The organism is Brevibacillus halotolerans (assembly GCF_026891775.1).
Taxonomy (GTDB): Bacteria; Bacillota; Bacilli; order Brevibacillales; family Brevibacillaceae; genus Brevibacillus_B; species Brevibacillus_B halotolerans.
On the sequence record NZ_JAPTNK010000002.1, the window covers coordinates 202,048 to 217,088 of the forward strand.

Annotated in this window: 15 protein-coding genes; 8 read left to right on the forward strand and 7 right to left on the reverse strand. The window is 39.8% G+C overall.

Annotated elements, in window-relative coordinates:
* Positions 1 to 160: 160 nt before the first annotated feature.
* On the forward strand, positions 161 to 817 hold the full coding sequence (locus O0550_RS03845) for a hypothetical protein (RefSeq protein WP_258425660.1): 657 nt from the start codon (positions 161 to 163) through the stop codon (positions 815 to 817).
* Between the two features lie 18 nt (positions 818 to 835).
* On the opposite strand, the gene O0550_RS03850 is transcribed toward O0550_RS03845, so the two are convergent.
* On the reverse strand, positions 836 to 1,078 hold the full coding sequence (locus O0550_RS03850) for a hypothetical protein (protein ID WP_258425661.1): 243 nt from the start codon (positions 1,076 to 1,078) through the stop codon (positions 836 to 838).
* 303 nt (positions 1,079 to 1,381) lie between these two features.
* Entirely contained in the window at positions 1,382 to 2,587 is a 1,206-nt protein-coding gene (locus tag O0550_RS03855; protein WP_035318518.1) for a S8 family peptidase, read from the reverse strand.
* Positions 2,588 to 3,396: 809 nt separating this feature from the next.
* Between O0550_RS03855 and O0550_RS03860 the strand changes: the two genes are divergently transcribed.
* The 3 genes from O0550_RS03860 (at position 3,397) to O0550_RS03870 (ending at position 7,439) form a co-directional block, all read left to right on the forward strand.
* Positions 3,397 to 4,389: an NAD(P)-binding domain-containing protein gene (locus O0550_RS03860; protein WP_258425662.1), complete on the forward strand. Its 993-nt coding sequence runs from the start codon at positions 3,397 to 3,399 to the stop codon at positions 4,387 to 4,389.
* Between the two features lie 320 nt (positions 4,390 to 4,709).
* On the forward strand, positions 4,710 to 5,321 hold the full coding sequence (locus O0550_RS03865) for a YhcN/YlaJ family sporulation lipoprotein (protein WP_003336833.1): 612 nt from the start codon (positions 4,710 to 4,712) through the stop codon (positions 5,319 to 5,321).
* A 444-nt stretch (positions 5,322 to 5,765) separates the two neighbouring features.
* A complete protein-coding gene (locus O0550_RS03870; RefSeq protein ID WP_258425663.1) occupies positions 5,766 to 7,439 on the forward strand; it encodes a diguanylate cyclase in 1,674 nt (557 codons plus the stop codon).
* Between the two features lie 165 nt (positions 7,440 to 7,604).
* Here the strand turns inward: O0550_RS03870 and O0550_RS03875 are convergent, their stop codons facing one another.
* Positions 7,605 to 8,054, reverse strand: a complete 450-nt coding sequence (locus O0550_RS03875; RefSeq protein WP_003336836.1) for a MarR family winged helix-turn-helix transcriptional regulator — start codon at positions 8,052 to 8,054, stop codon at positions 7,605 to 7,607.
* 282 nt (positions 8,055 to 8,336) lie between these two features.
* Here O0550_RS03875 and O0550_RS03880 point away from each other — a divergent pair, with 282 nt between their 5' ends.
* From O0550_RS03880 to O0550_RS03895, 4 genes are all read left to right on the forward strand, one after another.
* Positions 8,337 to 8,759, forward strand: coding sequence for a VOC family protein (locus tag O0550_RS03880; protein WP_258425664.1), 423 nt, complete (start codon positions 8,337 to 8,339; stop codon positions 8,757 to 8,759).
* A 179-nt stretch (positions 8,760 to 8,938) separates the two neighbouring features.
* A complete protein-coding gene (locus O0550_RS03885; protein WP_068791689.1) occupies positions 8,939 to 9,637 on the forward strand; it encodes a GGDEF domain-containing protein in 699 nt (232 codons plus the stop codon).
* Positions 9,638 to 10,094: 457 nt separating this feature from the next.
* The gene (locus O0550_RS03890; protein WP_258425665.1) at positions 10,095 to 10,712 is read left to right on the forward strand and encodes a DUF47 domain-containing protein; all 618 of its coding nucleotides are present in this window, start codon (positions 10,095 to 10,097) and stop codon (positions 10,710 to 10,712) included.
* Positions 10,705 to 11,712 carry an inorganic phosphate transporter gene (locus O0550_RS03895; RefSeq protein ID WP_003341477.1) on the forward strand — a complete coding sequence of 336 codons (1,008 nt, stop codon included), beginning with the start codon at positions 10,705 to 10,707 and terminating at the stop codon, positions 11,710 to 11,712. The genes O0550_RS03890 and O0550_RS03895 overlap by 8 nt, the downstream gene beginning before the upstream one ends.
* 32 nt (positions 11,713 to 11,744) lie before the next feature.
* On the opposite strand, the gene O0550_RS03900 is transcribed toward O0550_RS03895, so the two are convergent.
* From O0550_RS03900 to O0550_RS03915, 4 genes are all read right to left on the reverse strand, one after another.
* On the reverse strand, positions 11,745 to 11,984 hold the full coding sequence (locus tag O0550_RS03900) for a hypothetical protein (protein ID WP_101668710.1): 240 nt from the start codon (positions 11,982 to 11,984) through the stop codon (positions 11,745 to 11,747).
* 157 nt (positions 11,985 to 12,141) lie between these two features.
* Positions 12,142 to 12,936, reverse strand: a complete 795-nt coding sequence (gene lgt, locus O0550_RS03905) for a prolipoprotein diacylglyceryl transferase (RefSeq protein ID WP_258425666.1) — start codon at positions 12,934 to 12,936, stop codon at positions 12,142 to 12,144.
* A 130-nt stretch (positions 12,937 to 13,066) separates the two neighbouring features.
* Positions 13,067 to 13,963 (reverse strand): non-homologous end-joining DNA ligase, encoded by an 897-nt coding sequence (gene ligD / locus O0550_RS03910; protein WP_258425667.1) that lies wholly within the window; start codon positions 13,961 to 13,963, stop codon positions 13,067 to 13,069.
* A 105-nt stretch (positions 13,964 to 14,068) separates the two neighbouring features.
* Positions 14,069 to 15,007 (reverse strand): ATP-dependent DNA ligase, encoded by a 939-nt coding sequence (locus O0550_RS03915; RefSeq protein ID WP_003341468.1) that lies wholly within the window; start codon positions 15,005 to 15,007, stop codon positions 14,069 to 14,071.
* Positions 15,008 to 15,041: the final 34 nt, after the last annotated feature.

The window sequence follows — 15,041 nt, forward strand, 5'->3', positions numbered from 1 at the left end:
ACTAAAAATTCTTTTCAATGAAAAAGAAAGCAGAAGTTGATGTTGCAATCGGGAAAACAATGGTAAAATAAAGAAAACGAAGCCTTCCCCATCTAGAATGTGCGCTGATAACGTCCCAATTGTAAGCCGACAGTCTGAGCCAAGAGAAAGGAGTGTTTCTTTGATCCCTAAAAAACATCAAAAACTACGCTGGGCGGCTTGGATTAGTTTAGCTTTGTTGCTCCTTCTGAAAGCCTCCTTTCCACATAATACCACGATATTATACCGACTTTTACAGCAGATAGGCATTCCTACCAGAATAGAGTCATTCCACGTAGATGGTATATTCCTTCTCTTATTATTTATCTCTGTGCTTGTCCTTTTCCTGAAAGAATACGGAGCAGGTAAAACAATTGTGACACTATGGATTGCCGTGCCAGTTGCAACGTATCTTCTTTTAAGCGGGTTTCAATCTTTTATTGCCAATGGTGTCTATGCCCTTGATTATGAGAAAAAAAGAAGCTTCTGCCACTATCAAAGTGACACAGATGGGCTAATGAAAGGAAGCTGTCAATTTCGTATTAAAAATTACGGTGGGCAAGAAGTCCATTTTTCCATAGATATGCCCTTTCATCTATTCGATGATAACACTACTGAGCCAGAACCCTTGCGAGCCGAGTATGTAATTCAACCACGTGCAGAAGAGATTTTTGAAATGCCGTTTCAGATTCGTCTGGCCCAAACAAATCAAACCGACGAATCGGAAAGAAGAGTGAGCGGTAGCATTACAAGTCCAGAAATTATGGTGCAGGCAGAGGGGCATGAACGGAAACTATAGAAGGAAGGCTAAATATGTTTATGAAAAAGTATGCTTATGTAAAGTGGTGATTTGCTTATTATCTGGTGAAATATGAACATCATACATTTCAGGAGTTCCGAGTACCTCATTGACTGGTAGATAGCTAGCCAGCGTTTTTCCCTGTAAATCGGTAGCAAATAACGAGAGCTTATCTTGGCTAAAGTCGCGATTATCAGAAGTATTGGTAAATTTGGTGAAGAATAGCTTCTGTCCATCCGATGATATTGACAGGTCTGACATCTGATATTCTTTAGCGTGTGTAATTTGCCGCTTATTCTTCCCCTGTACATCAATAGAAAAAAGATCATAATCATGGGGGCGCTTAGAAGCAATACGATGTATGTAAACTTAGCCATAATGAAAACAGCCCTGTCTTGGAGTGGAGTAATGCCATCCAGTCATAGGGCTGTTTTTAGAATGTACATTCAGCTTGATTGCTCATTGTCATGCTGTTGATTCGCTCCCTCTAGCTAAGTCTTTGAAGTAACTGGTTGTTCAAAGGCAAAGGCTCAATTTGTATCAACCGATCTTGTTATGTTGGACTTAAAATCCGTTAACTGCTTTGTATGCATTTACGCGACCATTTTGGTAGCTAGTGCCTGTAGCAGATGTTTGATCGGCTGTAGATAATACACGATCGACGATTTGTTGGTTTGTAGCATTCGGTTGTTTACCCCAAGTTAATGCTAGAACAGATACAGCAACTGGAGTAGCCATGGACGTACCAGACATATTGGTGTAGCCACTGTTTTTGTAAGTGGAGTATACTGATACACCAGGAGCAGCAATGTCAACCCATTTTCCATAGTTGGAGAAATAAGCTAGTCCATCGTTAGAATCAGTAGCAGCTACAGCAAGTACGTTGTTGTAGGCAGCAGGATAGGTAAGAGAGGAAGATCCGTTGTTACCTGCGGCAGCTACGATGATTTTGTTTTTGCCCCAAGCATAGTTAATAGCATCTTGGAAGGATTGTTGGAAAGCACCGCCTCCAAGTGACATAGAGATAATGTCAGCGCCATTATCAGCAGCCCAAGTTACTCCCTTGATGATGTCAGAGGTGTAGCCTGAACCTTGAGCATTTAGAACTTTTACCGGGATAATTTTAGCTGAACCGTCAACTCCGCTTACCCCAATACCATTGTCACCGATAGCTGCAGCTAGACCTGCGCAATGCGTACCATGGCCATGGTCATCATTGGGAGAGGTTACACCAGGGACAAAGCTCGTTCCAGGCAACAGGCTATCCTTTAGATCAGGATGGTCTAATTGAACACCTGTGTCTAAAATAGCTATTTTCTTTGTGGACCCTTTAATAACATCCCATGCCTCATATGAATTGATTTTTTTGTGGTGCCATTGGCTGCTGATCAGAGGATCGTTTGGTGTGTAATCTACATGATACAGCATGTTGTACTCAACAGATTCTACATTGGGATCCGATAAATATTTTTGTTTGAATTCCTCAGCTTGTCCATCTGGAACTTTTACTAATTGCCATTCTGAAGTTCCGTTACCCAACTCTTCTACTTCTTCACCACCTAGGGTAGAATGAATTTGTTCTGTGTCAATAGGCGCTAAAGATTGTTTGAATTTAACCAATATTTCGTCATCTTTAAATTCACCTTTTGCGGGAGCATCAGCGGATTGTACATGATGCTCAACTTTTTCAGTCATCGAAGCGAAAACATTGATAGGCAAGAGAGTGGCTAACGCGGTGCAAAGAGAAAGGACTTTTAGTGATTTTTTCATTTTTAACAACATCTCCTTATAAAATATTTTGTTACTGTCTAAATTATACGAAAATTACGAAAAAACACAATATATAACTTATCGACAAAAAATGTCTAAATTTATCATTTTATGTCAGAATGTTAATTTTAAAATAACAATTTTTGTCATTATTTTTTGTAGGAATCAATTGGTTTTTGTAAAAAAATCGGAGATAATATATAAAAATTAGATAAATAAAGAATAAATCAGGAGAATCTATATATAAAAGTAATCTGGAATTCTAGAAACATTTTCGTAACATGTTAGAGAAATGGAGAAAAAAAGACTAAATTTTTCGGGATAAATTTATGGAATTATCAAAAAATATCAGATCAAATAGTTGTATCGAGGTTGCTAAAAACATTATTTGTAAGTTTAGGGAAAATTAAGTTATTATTTTATTTCAGTCTCCTTGACTAATTTGCCTGTAATGGAGGCTAAAGCTTGTATAGATTCCTTCATTTGTATAGGAGAGGAAAGAGGTTTTGTGGTGAAGTGAGGAATTTTACAGCTAATAAACTGAAAAACGAGTAAAAGAGCAGGAAGCAAAAAACGACGGAATGTGAACAATCTGAACAACTACCCACAAACCTCACACTGTGTTGCAAGCTAAAAGGAGGGGGAAGTGTTAATAAGGACTTAATTTTACAGGGTTATAAATCGGGAACGCTTCAACTGAACAGAAATAAATCGTATTGAATTAGCAGGAAAAGAATGCATTTGCACAAAAAGTAAAAAAGAGCAGAAGGGAATAGATGTATGACAAATCACATCAAGGAGAGGATAAAATGCTGATTGTAAGGCAACAGGAAGTGAAACAGTTGCTTAGTATGAAAGAAGCTATTGAAGCCGTGTCGCATTCTTTGATTGAATTTTCGAACAAAAGAACAGTTAGTCCCATTCGATTGTCTGTACCTGTAAAACAAGGCAACGGTACAGCTTTGTTTATGCCAGCTCTTGTTCCAGCTATGGAGAGCCTTGGCATGAAATATGTTTCCTTTTTTCCAGATAATAAGACAAAGGGGAAGTCTAGTATTACAGGGCTCATGATTCTGTGTGATATGCAGACGGGGGAACCCCTTCTGTTATTAGATGCGTCTTATTTGACGATCATACGTACGGGCGCAGTATCTGGTTTAGCTACCCAGCATTTGGCTCGTCAGGATGCCAGCATTCTTGGAGTGATTGGTACAGGGGCACAAGCGCAAGGATTAATCTTAGCAATGCTAGCGGTTCGACCACTTAAGGAGATCCGGCTATATAATCGCACGCAACAAAAGGCGGAGCAACTTAAAATAGAGCTACAGCAATCCCAACAAGGGAGAGATTTGCTGATACACGTCGTACCAGAGGCAAATCAAGCTGTTATGGGGGCAGATATTGTAATTACAGCAACCAATGCAACAAACCCCGTTTTTTCAGCAGACGCAATATCTGCGGGAGTTCACATCAATGCGATAGGATCATTTCAGCCTCATATGCAGGAGATTCCTACAGATGTACTTACAAAGGCCGATAAAGTGATTGTAGAGGGGAAGGAAGCGGCTTTAGCAGAGTCGGGAGATTTGCTACTTCCTATACAGGAGGGGGGTTTTTCCAGCCAACAGGTGTACGCTGAGCTAGGGGAGATTGCGGACGGTCAAAAGCCAGGAAGAGAAACTACGAATGAGGTAACATTATTTAAATCAGTAGGTCTAGCTGTAATGGATGTAGGAGTGGCTTGGGCAATCTATAAAAAGGCGAGACAAGCGGGGATAGGTCAAGAAATTGAGCTTGTGTAGACAAGATGTGTATTAAACAGCTATTTTTTTCGCTAAAAGAGAGTCCGTGGCAGTCGGAACAGGGCTAAATAAATCAGGCCCGAGATATTTCTGCTAGACCCAAGAGTACGTATTATGCAAACGAAATTTCCCCATGAGCTATTTATTTGTAAAATGACATTGTTTTGCAAAAGGAAACGAAGATAGACCTCCGTTGGTGGCATAAGTCAGGGAGGTCTATTTGTTATGTTACCTTCTGTTTCTTAAGAACTTTTACCATTACGGCTAATCGAGTAAAACCCCTTTAAAACAAGCATGCTATAACTACTGGGGGTGTTAGCATGAAGCAAATATATACGGCTATGATATGGAGCTTAGCAATGGTACTGAGTCTATCTCTAGTGGGGTGTGCTACCCGTTCTCCAGGTGGCACGAATACGCAAATTGGCATTCAGGATTACAAAAGTGATCGTCGCAATAACCATGAATTTGTAGAACCTGGACCAGTGAAAATGATGTACCAAGGAAAAAATACAAATAGCTATCAGTTAACCGCCGTGGAGGAACGGGCTAAGAAGGTGCCTGGCGTACTCGATGCAAAAGCGATTATTTATGGAGATACCATGTTGATCGGTGTAATCACAGATGGAACTCCTAACGGAAAATATGAACGAAAACCGATTCAACGTGATCCAACGAGTGAACTACGACCAAAGCTAAGCTTAAAATTAAATGTTGATGGACACGATAATCGGATTATTCGGGGCATACGAGACACATTAATTCGTCAGGATAAGGCACGTCTCGTCTTTATTACGCCTGATTATAAAATGTATAAACGAATTCTATCTGTCCATGACAGATTGTTGGCAGGTGAGTATGTGGACGACAGTGAATTCAGACGTTTAATTAATGATGTAGGTGCATATACAGAGGGCTTTGGTGCTTACTAGAGATTATAGGTATGCAGGTACTTTAAAGTACCTGCCGCCTTTTTATTTTCAAATAAATATACATAATCATATTACACTTCGCAAAATGAGATAAATAACGGTACAAAAATGTAGCAGTTCTACGCAAGGGAGTGTAGCGAGAATGATTAACTCGTGATCAAGTCTAGGGCAGGGGTTGCTACAGAATGATTAGGTTGCTCAAATAGGGATTACATGTACGATTGGATATGTATTACAGGTAACAAAAATAACAATTTTATCGTCATATATGTAATAGCCAATACCAAACATATAAAACCAATGAAGACAAATCCCTATTAGAAGCAAGCAGCACTTTAAGTATGGTACCGCTCTCTACTTCCTACAATCGGTTACCAGCTTTTATATATGATCGTTGCTTTGAACTGATGGGGGAGCGGATGGAAGTGGATGTGACATGTTGCCATGAGTATAAATAAAAATCAAAAACAGTTATATGAGGCACGTAAGTTATTTTTGAGAGGATTAACAAATCAACTAAAACGTATGGAGCAGTATCTGGAGCAATATGTTTATGAACAAAATCGGCAGTCAGCTCAAGCCATTTACCACATTGCTCAGACTTGGAAGGAGAATGTCTCTATCTATGGTTTAGCGGCAATTGGCAACGTAGCTGATTTATTACTAAAGGAATTGGAATGGACACAAACGGATTATGAAAAAAGACGGGCTCCTCAACAGCTTCAGAAAGTTCATATGCTAATTAGTCAATTAAAAATGGAACTGAGCTTGAGTCACATGGAAACGGTACAGGAAGAGAAACAAATGCAGGAGGATCGGCTAGTAAATAAAAAAGCATATCGATTGCTTTTAATTGATGACGATGATGTTTCGCGAGCCTATTTACTCAAACGCCTTTCTCAAGAGGGATATCTTGTGGAAGAGGCTAATAGTGCGGAAGAGGCGAAGCGTTTATTATGGGAACGAACCTTTGATTTAATCATGCTCGACCTAACGATGCAAACTCAGTCTGGGTATGAGATTTTTGAATATGTAAGAAATGATCTCGTCTTAAAGTGGATTCCACTTGTCGTATTATCTGGAAAGAAGGATAGGAAGGATAAGATTAGGTGTTATCGGATGGGAGCGGATCATTATGTAACCAAACCCTTCCATTTTGAGGAACTGGAGGCCTGTATCTACCGTCTGCTTACGAGAACTCAGTACTATGAGCATATGGCTTTTCGTGACCCATTAACAGGAGTGAACAATCGACGTTCTTTTGATCACCAGTTGCAGGTAGAACTGGCTCAAACCCGCAGGAAACAGGAGCCCATTTCTATAGCTTTTCTTGATATCGATTATTTTAAAAAAATTAATGATAGTTATGGACATCATATTGGTGATTTAGTATTACAAGGGGTGGGACATAAAATACAACAAAGCTTACGTGAAACAGATATATTAGCGCGTTATGGAGGAGAGGAATTTGTAATTGCCTTCCCTGGGACGTCTGCTGAGCAGGCTACAATGGTTTTAGAGAGAATCCGAGATCAGCTACAGCAATCTCCTGTATTACAAATAGATGGGCGAGATTTTCATATTACGTTCTCGGCAGGAGTTGCTGATTGGGACCATATAATGCCGCAGCACAAATGGCTGGAGCTAGCTGATCGGGCTATGTACAAGGCGAAGCGCCAAGGGCGTAACCAAATTGTTAGAGCTAAGCTGGAACGGGACAAGCCTCGAAATGAGCCGGAAGCAAAAAAGAAAAAATGCTTACTTATAGCTGATGATGATCCAATGATTCGCTCAATCCTAAGAACAAAGCTTGCACATTTAGAAGTGGATATCGTAGAAGCCACAGATGGGAAAGAGGCGCTGGAAGCTATGAGGAAAAGGCGACCACAGCTTTGTATTTTAGGTGGAATTATGCCCGAACTGGATGGATTTTCCTTATTACAGATAGTTCGACAAGATCAAGCATTACGTAAGATGAGAATCATTATGCTTTTAGCAAGAAATAATCAAAAAGATATCATTCAAGGATTGTCGTTAGGAGCAGACGATTATATGTCAAAACCGTTTTCAATGCTTGAATTGGAATTGCGTGTAAAGAGGCTGTTGTATGCCGAGTAATGACAAACCTATATGTGTATCAACAGAGTAAGAGGCTTACGATCAAGCGATCTTACTCTTTTTTCTGTCATAAAAAGCGTCATAAAAAGCTTCATAAAAAATACAGGCATCATTTCCGTGGAAATAATGCCTATAATCGACAATAAGCGGCATGAAACCGAATGCTTACAAGTCGCCTACACCTTTGCGTAATTTAACTAACAACTGTAATAATTGCTGTTGCTCATCTTTTGATAGAGGGGCAAAAAAACTAGTTTGATAATGCTCTCGGATTTTCATTAATGATTCTTCTACCATACTTTGATACTGATCTACTAGCTTAACCACATAACTACGGGAATCTTGAGGATGTGCTTCCTTATAAATAAATCCCTTTTTAAATAATCCAGGCAAAATTCGAGAGATAGTCGTTTTGTCACGTAAGGTAATCTCCCCTAGTTCTGTTGGGGTAACACCATTTGTTTTATATAAGACAGCAAGCATTTGCCACTGTTCAGGGGTGAGATCGTAAGGCTTTAATACCTTATTCGTTTCCTCACGGGTAAGCTGACCAATTCGATGAAGATTATGACCTAAACTATTACATACATCAGCTAAGTACGAGCTAGGGTTCATAAACAGGGTCCTTTCCATTCAAAAAGCGTTTTCCTTTTATATAACCACAGATAGAAAGCTTCGTCAAAGCAAGACACACGATGCTTTCGTGTAATGTCTAAGGAAACAGAAAAGAAAAAGCGGGAGGATAGTATGTTTTAACAGCATATTTCTTTTGGTAAGGAAAATGTTTGTGGCAAAAATTATAGGTGTAGAAGGGGTTTATTAGACTCGTGCTAGGGATTTTCCATTTGGATAGGGGTATCATTGGAAAAGAAATGATGATAAGGAGCGAGTAAAAACATGAATGAACAGGCAATTTCATCTGGAAATATAGGAGTTATAGGCTTTAGTCATGTCACTCTACAGGTCTCAAATCTGGAACAATCTTTACGTTTCTATTGTGAGAAATTGCAAATGAAAATGGTTCATCAAGGGAGAACAGATGCATACTTGGAATGGGGAAGTGCTTGGATATGCCTATTGGAGAGGCCGGAAATATTTCCGATTAAACTTGAGCAACAGCACCTTCATCATTGTGCCTTCTATATAAACGAGGAGAATTTTGACATAGCAGTGGATCTGCTACGTAAGAGGGAAATCATGCTAGTAAAAGGCCCCATTTTTCGTGGAGGGGGCAAAAGCGTATATTTTCATGATCCCGATAAGATTATGCTAGAACTACATACCAGTACATTGCATCAAAGGATGAGTAATTGGACCTAAATCATCTCTTGCCTATAATTTGGAAAAAAACATAGATGCATCCTTTTTCTAGGTGCAATTTGGAAATGTTACAGCTTGAAATGAGCAGAATCAGTGGGTAAAATGAACTAGAGAATATGGTACTTAAGATTTACTTCTGATTTTTATGAAACAGCGTCCGGCTTGAGGGAGGTATCAAATTGAGATATCGATATAGAGGAGCAGGTATCGGATTTCTGCTCGGTTGCTTATGGTGGTGGCTTGGCGCCGTTTCTCAGGTCTCTTTTCAATCTGTCTATGTTCCATTTTTTTTAGCAGTTCTCCAAGGTGCATGCGGCTTTTATTATGGAAAAAAGCTTGAGGACTATAAAAAACAGGCTCATCATGATTCACTAACAGAGGTTCTGGTTAATCGACAGTTTTTTAAAATGATGGACAGGGAAATTCAAAAAGCAAAAATCCACGAATATTCAGTCACATTACTGGTTATTGATCTGGATCATTTTAAAAAATACAACGATGAGCATGGTCACTTGGAAGGTGATAGGCTCTTGAAGCGCTTTGCGGGATTTTTACGTGAAAATGTCAGGGAAAATGATCTAGTTGGACGGTGGGGAGGAGAGGAATTTGTGGTGCTACTTCCGCATACCTGCCTAGAGGAAGGAGTGGATGTAGGTCTGCGTTTACAGAACAAAATTAGACAGGAAGTAGGCGAAGTGACAGTTAGTATAGGGGTAGCTTCCTATCCCGATCATGCTGCTACAGCTACGGAGCTTACTGCCTATGCAGACCAAATTATGTACCAAGCTAAAAAACAACGTGATTGCTTATATAGTGGTCCAGTAGGCGGGGAGATAAAATTTTGGCATCGTGACACCAACCACATTCCACTTCATTAAACACATATACATGAATGCATGTAACAACGTACACAATAGAAAAGAGCTAAGATGAAGCCAGGATACCCCCTGGTTTTTTTGATGACGAAAAAAATGGGAGAGCATCTGATACAAATGACCTATGAATTTGGCAAGCAAACATTTTGTTAACAATTTGCGATCAAGTATCAAAAAATATCTAAATATTACCAGTAAATTAATGTATAAATTATCAATAAATACAAAATAAGTATGTTTTTGTTTAATTTTCATGGAGGAAATAAAGGATTTTTTTGCAAATAAATAAAAAATAAAAGTGCTAAAAACCCTGTCATCTAGCGGTTTATCAAATCTTATTAATATCTTTACAAAAACTTAACATAGTTTTGTCGAATTTTGACTATAAATCAATTTACGTAGAAAACCATGTTTTATATAATCGTAGAGGTGATAATTCTGAAGGAGTGAGATTTCTTCCATGATCAAATCTAACAAAACAACATTCTTCGATCTTTTTGAACAGCAAGCTGCGACTGTACATAAAGGTTCCCATCTCTTTTTTGAAATGGTTAGTAACTACCAAAATTTACAGGAGAAAGTAGCTGAAATTAAAGCAGTTGAAAAAGAAGGCGATGCTGTTGGTCGTCAAATAATGAACCAGTTGAACTCAACATTTATCACACCGTTGGAACGTGAGGATATTCACGCGTTGGCTCATACACTGGATTCCGTTATTGACTTGATTGATGGTACTGCAGAATGCATGTATCTCTACCAGGTAAAACAAGTAGACAAGCGTGTTCTAGCTCAAGCGAATATCCTACACCAGCTAACCTCTAAACTAATTGAATTGATTCGCACTCTACGTAAGCTGGATCATAACGTAGTGGAGGGTATCGCAAAGGATATTAAAGCACTTGAGCATGAATCAGATGCGAACTATCGCAAAATGGTTTCTGAGCTGTTAAATACACCAGGGCAAGACCCAATTGAAGCGATTAAGCTGAAAGAGATATATGAAAAACTGGAAGACTGTGCTGATTTTGCTGAGGACGTCTCTAATCTGGTTGAAGGGATTGTGCTGAAGAATGCTTAATCTGTCGCCAGAACTAATCATCCTCATTCTTGTGGTGATTATGGCTTTGAGCTTTGACTTTATCAACGGATTCCATGATACAGCCAATGCAATTGCAACCTCGGTGTCAACCCGTGCACTAAGCCCACGTACGGCCATTCTCATGGCTGCGATCTTTAACTTGGTCGGTGCGCTTACTTATACAGGTGTTGCCAAAACGATTGGTAGCGATATTGCTAACCCATTTCAGCTAGAAAATGGTTTAGTGGTAGTTCTTGCTGCTTTGGTGGCTGCAATTCTTTGGAACCTGATTACTTGGTGGTTCGGTATTCCTAGCTCTTCCTCCCATGCATTAATCGGTGGAATTGCAGGTGCGGTGGTAGGAGCTGAAGGCTTTAGTGCGGTTAATTATGGTGGCTTTATCAAAATCATTCAAGGTTTGATTTTTTCTCCGCTCATTGCCTTTGTAGTTGGCTTTATTGTTATTAAACTTGTTTCCAAAATCGTCGCTAACATGCCTTATCACAAGACAAACAGAGGCTTCCGCTATTTACAGGTGCTGTCTGCTTCCTGGCAAGCATTTAGCCATGGTGCAAATGATGCACAGAAGACGATGGGAATCATTACTTTTGCAATGGTTTCAGGTGGTTTCGCTACAACAACAGATATCCCGCTATGGGTGAAGGTTTCAGCCGCTCTTGCCATGGCATTCGGAACCTCTGTTGGGGGATGGAGAATTATCAAAACGCTAGGTGGCAAGATTATGAAGATCAAGCCGATTTCAGGCTTTTCGGCTGATATATCCTCTGCGTTTATCATTACTCTATTTACGATTCTGAAATTGCCGGTTAGTACCACTCATGTTATTTCCTCCGCTATTATGGGGGTAGGTGCCTCACAGAAATTCTCTGCTGTTAAGTGGGGGGTTGCAGGACGTATCGTTTTCACATGGGTGATTACGCTTCCAACAGTAGCTCTCTTAGCTGCTGTCAGCTATCGTGTTCTTGATGTGTTTTTATAAAATGTAACAATAGTAAGATTATAAGCTAAAAGCTAGGACACTCCTGTTAAGCGTTGCCAGAGAGTGGGCCTAGCTTTTATTTCTATTTTTTGGATGGAATGAAATGGAATATAACACAGATTTTTTTGACATAGCAAGATTCCAGCACTGTCAAAATCATAAAGCAACCCTTCTTCTGTATGATGGGCGGGGAGCGTATTCGAAGCGTTGGCTAGCTGATAATGCACAATTACAACGTGATCTAAATATTCTTCTAACAGTTCACTAGTCATTTTTTCAGCCCTTCCTTATCAGAAATGCCAGTCGATTATGACTGTAAATCCAGTATGACCTGATTCTATTTTTTTTAAACGAGCAACAGCTCTTCTGAAAATAACAAAAGCACCCGGCCCCTTTTACTGGGACAGAGTGCTTTATTTATGGGTCTTGCTACATACTATCTTTTTGCTTGGAACCGATCTTTTTTTGTCTGCGATAGCAGTAAACTAGGACAATGAAGCCTGCTGCCATCAAAACAAGGCTCATTACTTGGGCGATGCGTAAAGGTCCGAGATACAAGGAGTCTGTACGCATTCCTTCAATAAAGAAACGACCAAATGAATATAAAATCAGGTAACTGCCTAAAATTTGCCCATCAAATTTTTTGAACTGGTACAGCATCAATAATAAGAGAGCAAGGACAAGTATATTCCACAAGGATTCATACAAGAAAGTAGGATGGTAGTATTGACCTTGGATGAACATTTGTTCACGGATAAAGGCAGGGAAGTGAGACATGAATGCGGCAGAAGCTACATCCCCATGTGCTTCCTGATTCATAAAATTACCCCAACGACCGATGGCTTGACCCAAGATAACACTAGGCATCATAGCATCTGCTAATGTAAGGAAAGGCAGGTTGTATTTTTTTATATACAAAGCACCAGCGATGAATCCGCCAATGAGTCCTCCGTGGATTGCCAGACCACCATTCCAGACCTTAAAGATATCGAGCAAGTTCTCTTTATACGTGTTCCACTCAAAGGCTACGTAATAAAGACGAGCACAAACAATAGCGGCAGGAATAATCCAGACTACCATGTTTAAAATGTGATCGGGATCTATACCAGAGCGCTTGGCATTATAACGCGCGAGATATGTTCCTACTAAAAAAGCAGTCCCCATAATAAGTCCATACCAATGGACATCTAAGCTTCCGATGGAAAAGGCAATCGGATCATACAAAGTGAATCTCCTCCTCATGTTTACTCATGGGGAAAGTATAACATAGAATACACACGTATTTCCTCCTCCATTCTCACGAAAGCTGTTTTTCTATCAAGATAAGGATTGGAACAAAAAATCCGTCTATGTCTTAGCTTAATATATCTAAAATATGATCTAGAGTAGATCGATTTTCTCGCTGTTGTAAAGGAAGAAATAAGTCTCCTTTTTGTTTGACCCGTTCAGGCATTGTGTGGATAGTAAAATCACTAGGATGTACACTCTCTATTTCCGACCAGCTTAGAGGGGCGGAGACTGTTGCTAGCTCCTTGGCTCTGGTTGTGTAGGGAGCGGGTAATGTTTTGCCGCGCCAATGCTGTAAGTAATCGAGATATAACTTCGTTCCTCGATTCTTCGTCAAACGTTCGATGGTTAATGTTTTCGGATATTTTTGCGTCAGATAGTTACTAATAAATTCTCCTACCTTTCGAGTTTGTTCGAAAGCATAGCCTGGCTGAATAGGAATATAAACTTGGATACCACTGGCCCCCGATGTTTTGGGATAGCTGTTGAGCTGTAGCTCATCCAGAATCTCTTTTAGATACAAACTAGCTTCTATTGCATCTCTAAAATCGGGAGTGGATGGATCAAGATCAAAAACCAACTCAGTAGGCCATTCCTCTTGATAGGTATGAAAAGCAATGTGCCATTCTAATACAGCCTGATTGGCCATCCAGATCAGTGTGGCAGTATCATTTAACAATGCATAGGTGATAGAGCCATCTACAGCACGTGGAATCCACTCTGGCGCATAATCTGGAAGATTTTTTTGGTAAAACGATTTATCCTCGACTCCATGCGGATAGCGAATCACAGTTAAAAATCGATCAGTTGTATAAGGGAGTAAATAAGGAGCCATTTGTATGAGATATTGTAAATAGATGAGTTTGGTTACGCTGGCTTTAGGCCAAAGAGGCTTATCGGGATTGGTGATAACTAGTTCTTTTCCTTCGATCTCTAAACGATACTCTTTCGTAGCAATCGCCAAGGAATAAACACCTCCTGCTATTCGGATGTGCCTTATTCTTCCCGATATTTCTGTATTTGCTTCACAGCATCCGCTTCTTTTTTGTCCAGATCATTTCCGCAAATATTACACATCAAATCGACATGACTGAGCTGGTACATCGACAAAGGCTTGAATACTTGGTTGTCGCAATGTTAAACCGCTTGTCCACTCAGCAAAATGCACTTTTACCGTTAGTTCAGGTGAAAGCCAACTGGCATCCTTATACCGATCTGGTCGATTCATGAAGGGCATCTCCTTTTGAAGGAGCGGCTTGATAACCTGTGTTAATGCTAACCAATCTGCGTTTGTCAGTTTTCCTGTACCAGCATGACCAATATAGTGTAAATGACCATCGGGTGTGTAGAGTCCTAATAGAAGCGAGTTGACCACCTGATCGCGAAATGTAACACCGCCTATAACAGCAATTAGATCACGGTAGTATTTTTTCTTTTGCCAACGCTTATCCTTTCCATTGATAAGGTAGCTACTTGTTAGATCTTTTAGAACAATGCCCTCTAATTGATGTTCTTGTACAACCTTATATAGTGCATGTCCGTCGGGATGACTGGTTACCAACTGAATATGCTCAGAAGGCTTGATCCACTGCTGTAGCAGTTCCATTCGATCGCGTAGGGGAAGATGATTGACCCAGTCCCCATTAACAAATAAGATATCAAAGATCATATAAGTAATGGGAACCTGGGATTTTATATGAGATACCTTTTCAAGACGGCGAATTCCATCTCTACGCATTACTTCATGAAAGGATGGTTTTCCTGTAGAACCAAGGGAAATTACTTCACCGTCCAAAATGAGGGAAGTGGCTGAACTATACGTAGCTATATTTGTGATTTCAGGGTAGTGCCAGGTTCGTTCATTGCCTCTTCTGTTAAATAGCTGAACCTGTTGACCATCAAAATAGGTTAAGATGCGAACACCGTCCCATTTAATCTGAGCTATCCATTCAGAGCCTTGAGGAATACTTTCACAAATGGTTGGTTCAAATGGGATGATTGGGTTCATATGCCACCTCGTAACAATGGAATGATTAGATGTA

Bases quoted from the DNA above. Each gene is read 5' to 3' on its own strand.
- O0550_RS03870 (WP_258425663.1), top strand. From the start codon at position 5,766: ATGAGTATAAATAAAAATCAAAAACAGTTATATGAGGCACGTAAGTTA.
- O0550_RS03875 (WP_003336836.1), bottom strand. From the start codon at position 8,054: ATGAACCCTAGCTCGTACTTAGCTGATGTATGTAATAGTTTAGGTCAT.
- O0550_RS03855 (WP_035318518.1), bottom strand. From the start codon at position 2,587: ATGAAAAAATCACTAAAAGTCCTTTCTCTTTGCACCGCGTTAGCCACT.
- O0550_RS03865 (WP_003336833.1), top strand. From the start codon at position 4,710: ATGAAGCAAATATATACGGCTATGATATGGAGCTTAGCAATGGTACTG.
- O0550_RS03915 (WP_003341468.1), bottom strand. From the start codon at position 15,007: ATGAACCCAATCATCCCATTTGAACCAACCATTTGTGAAAGTATTCCT.
- O0550_RS03890 (WP_258425665.1), top strand. From the start codon at position 10,095: ATGATCAAATCTAACAAAACAACATTCTTCGATCTTTTTGAACAGCAA.
- O0550_RS03860 (WP_258425662.1), top strand. From the start codon at position 3,397: ATGCTGATTGTAAGGCAACAGGAAGTGAAACAGTTGCTTAGTATGAAA.
- O0550_RS03850 (WP_258425661.1), bottom strand. From the start codon at position 1,078: ATGTCAGACCTGTCAATATCATCGGATGGACAGAAGCTATTCTTCACC.
- O0550_RS03895 (WP_003341477.1), top strand. From the start codon at position 10,705: ATGCTTAATCTGTCGCCAGAACTAATCATCCTCATTCTTGTGGTGATT.
- O0550_RS03900 (WP_101668710.1), bottom strand. From the start codon at position 11,984: ATGACTAGTGAACTGTTAGAAGAATATTTAGATCACGTTGTAATTGTG.
- O0550_RS03880 (WP_258425664.1), top strand. From the start codon at position 8,337: ATGAATGAACAGGCAATTTCATCTGGAAATATAGGAGTTATAGGCTTT.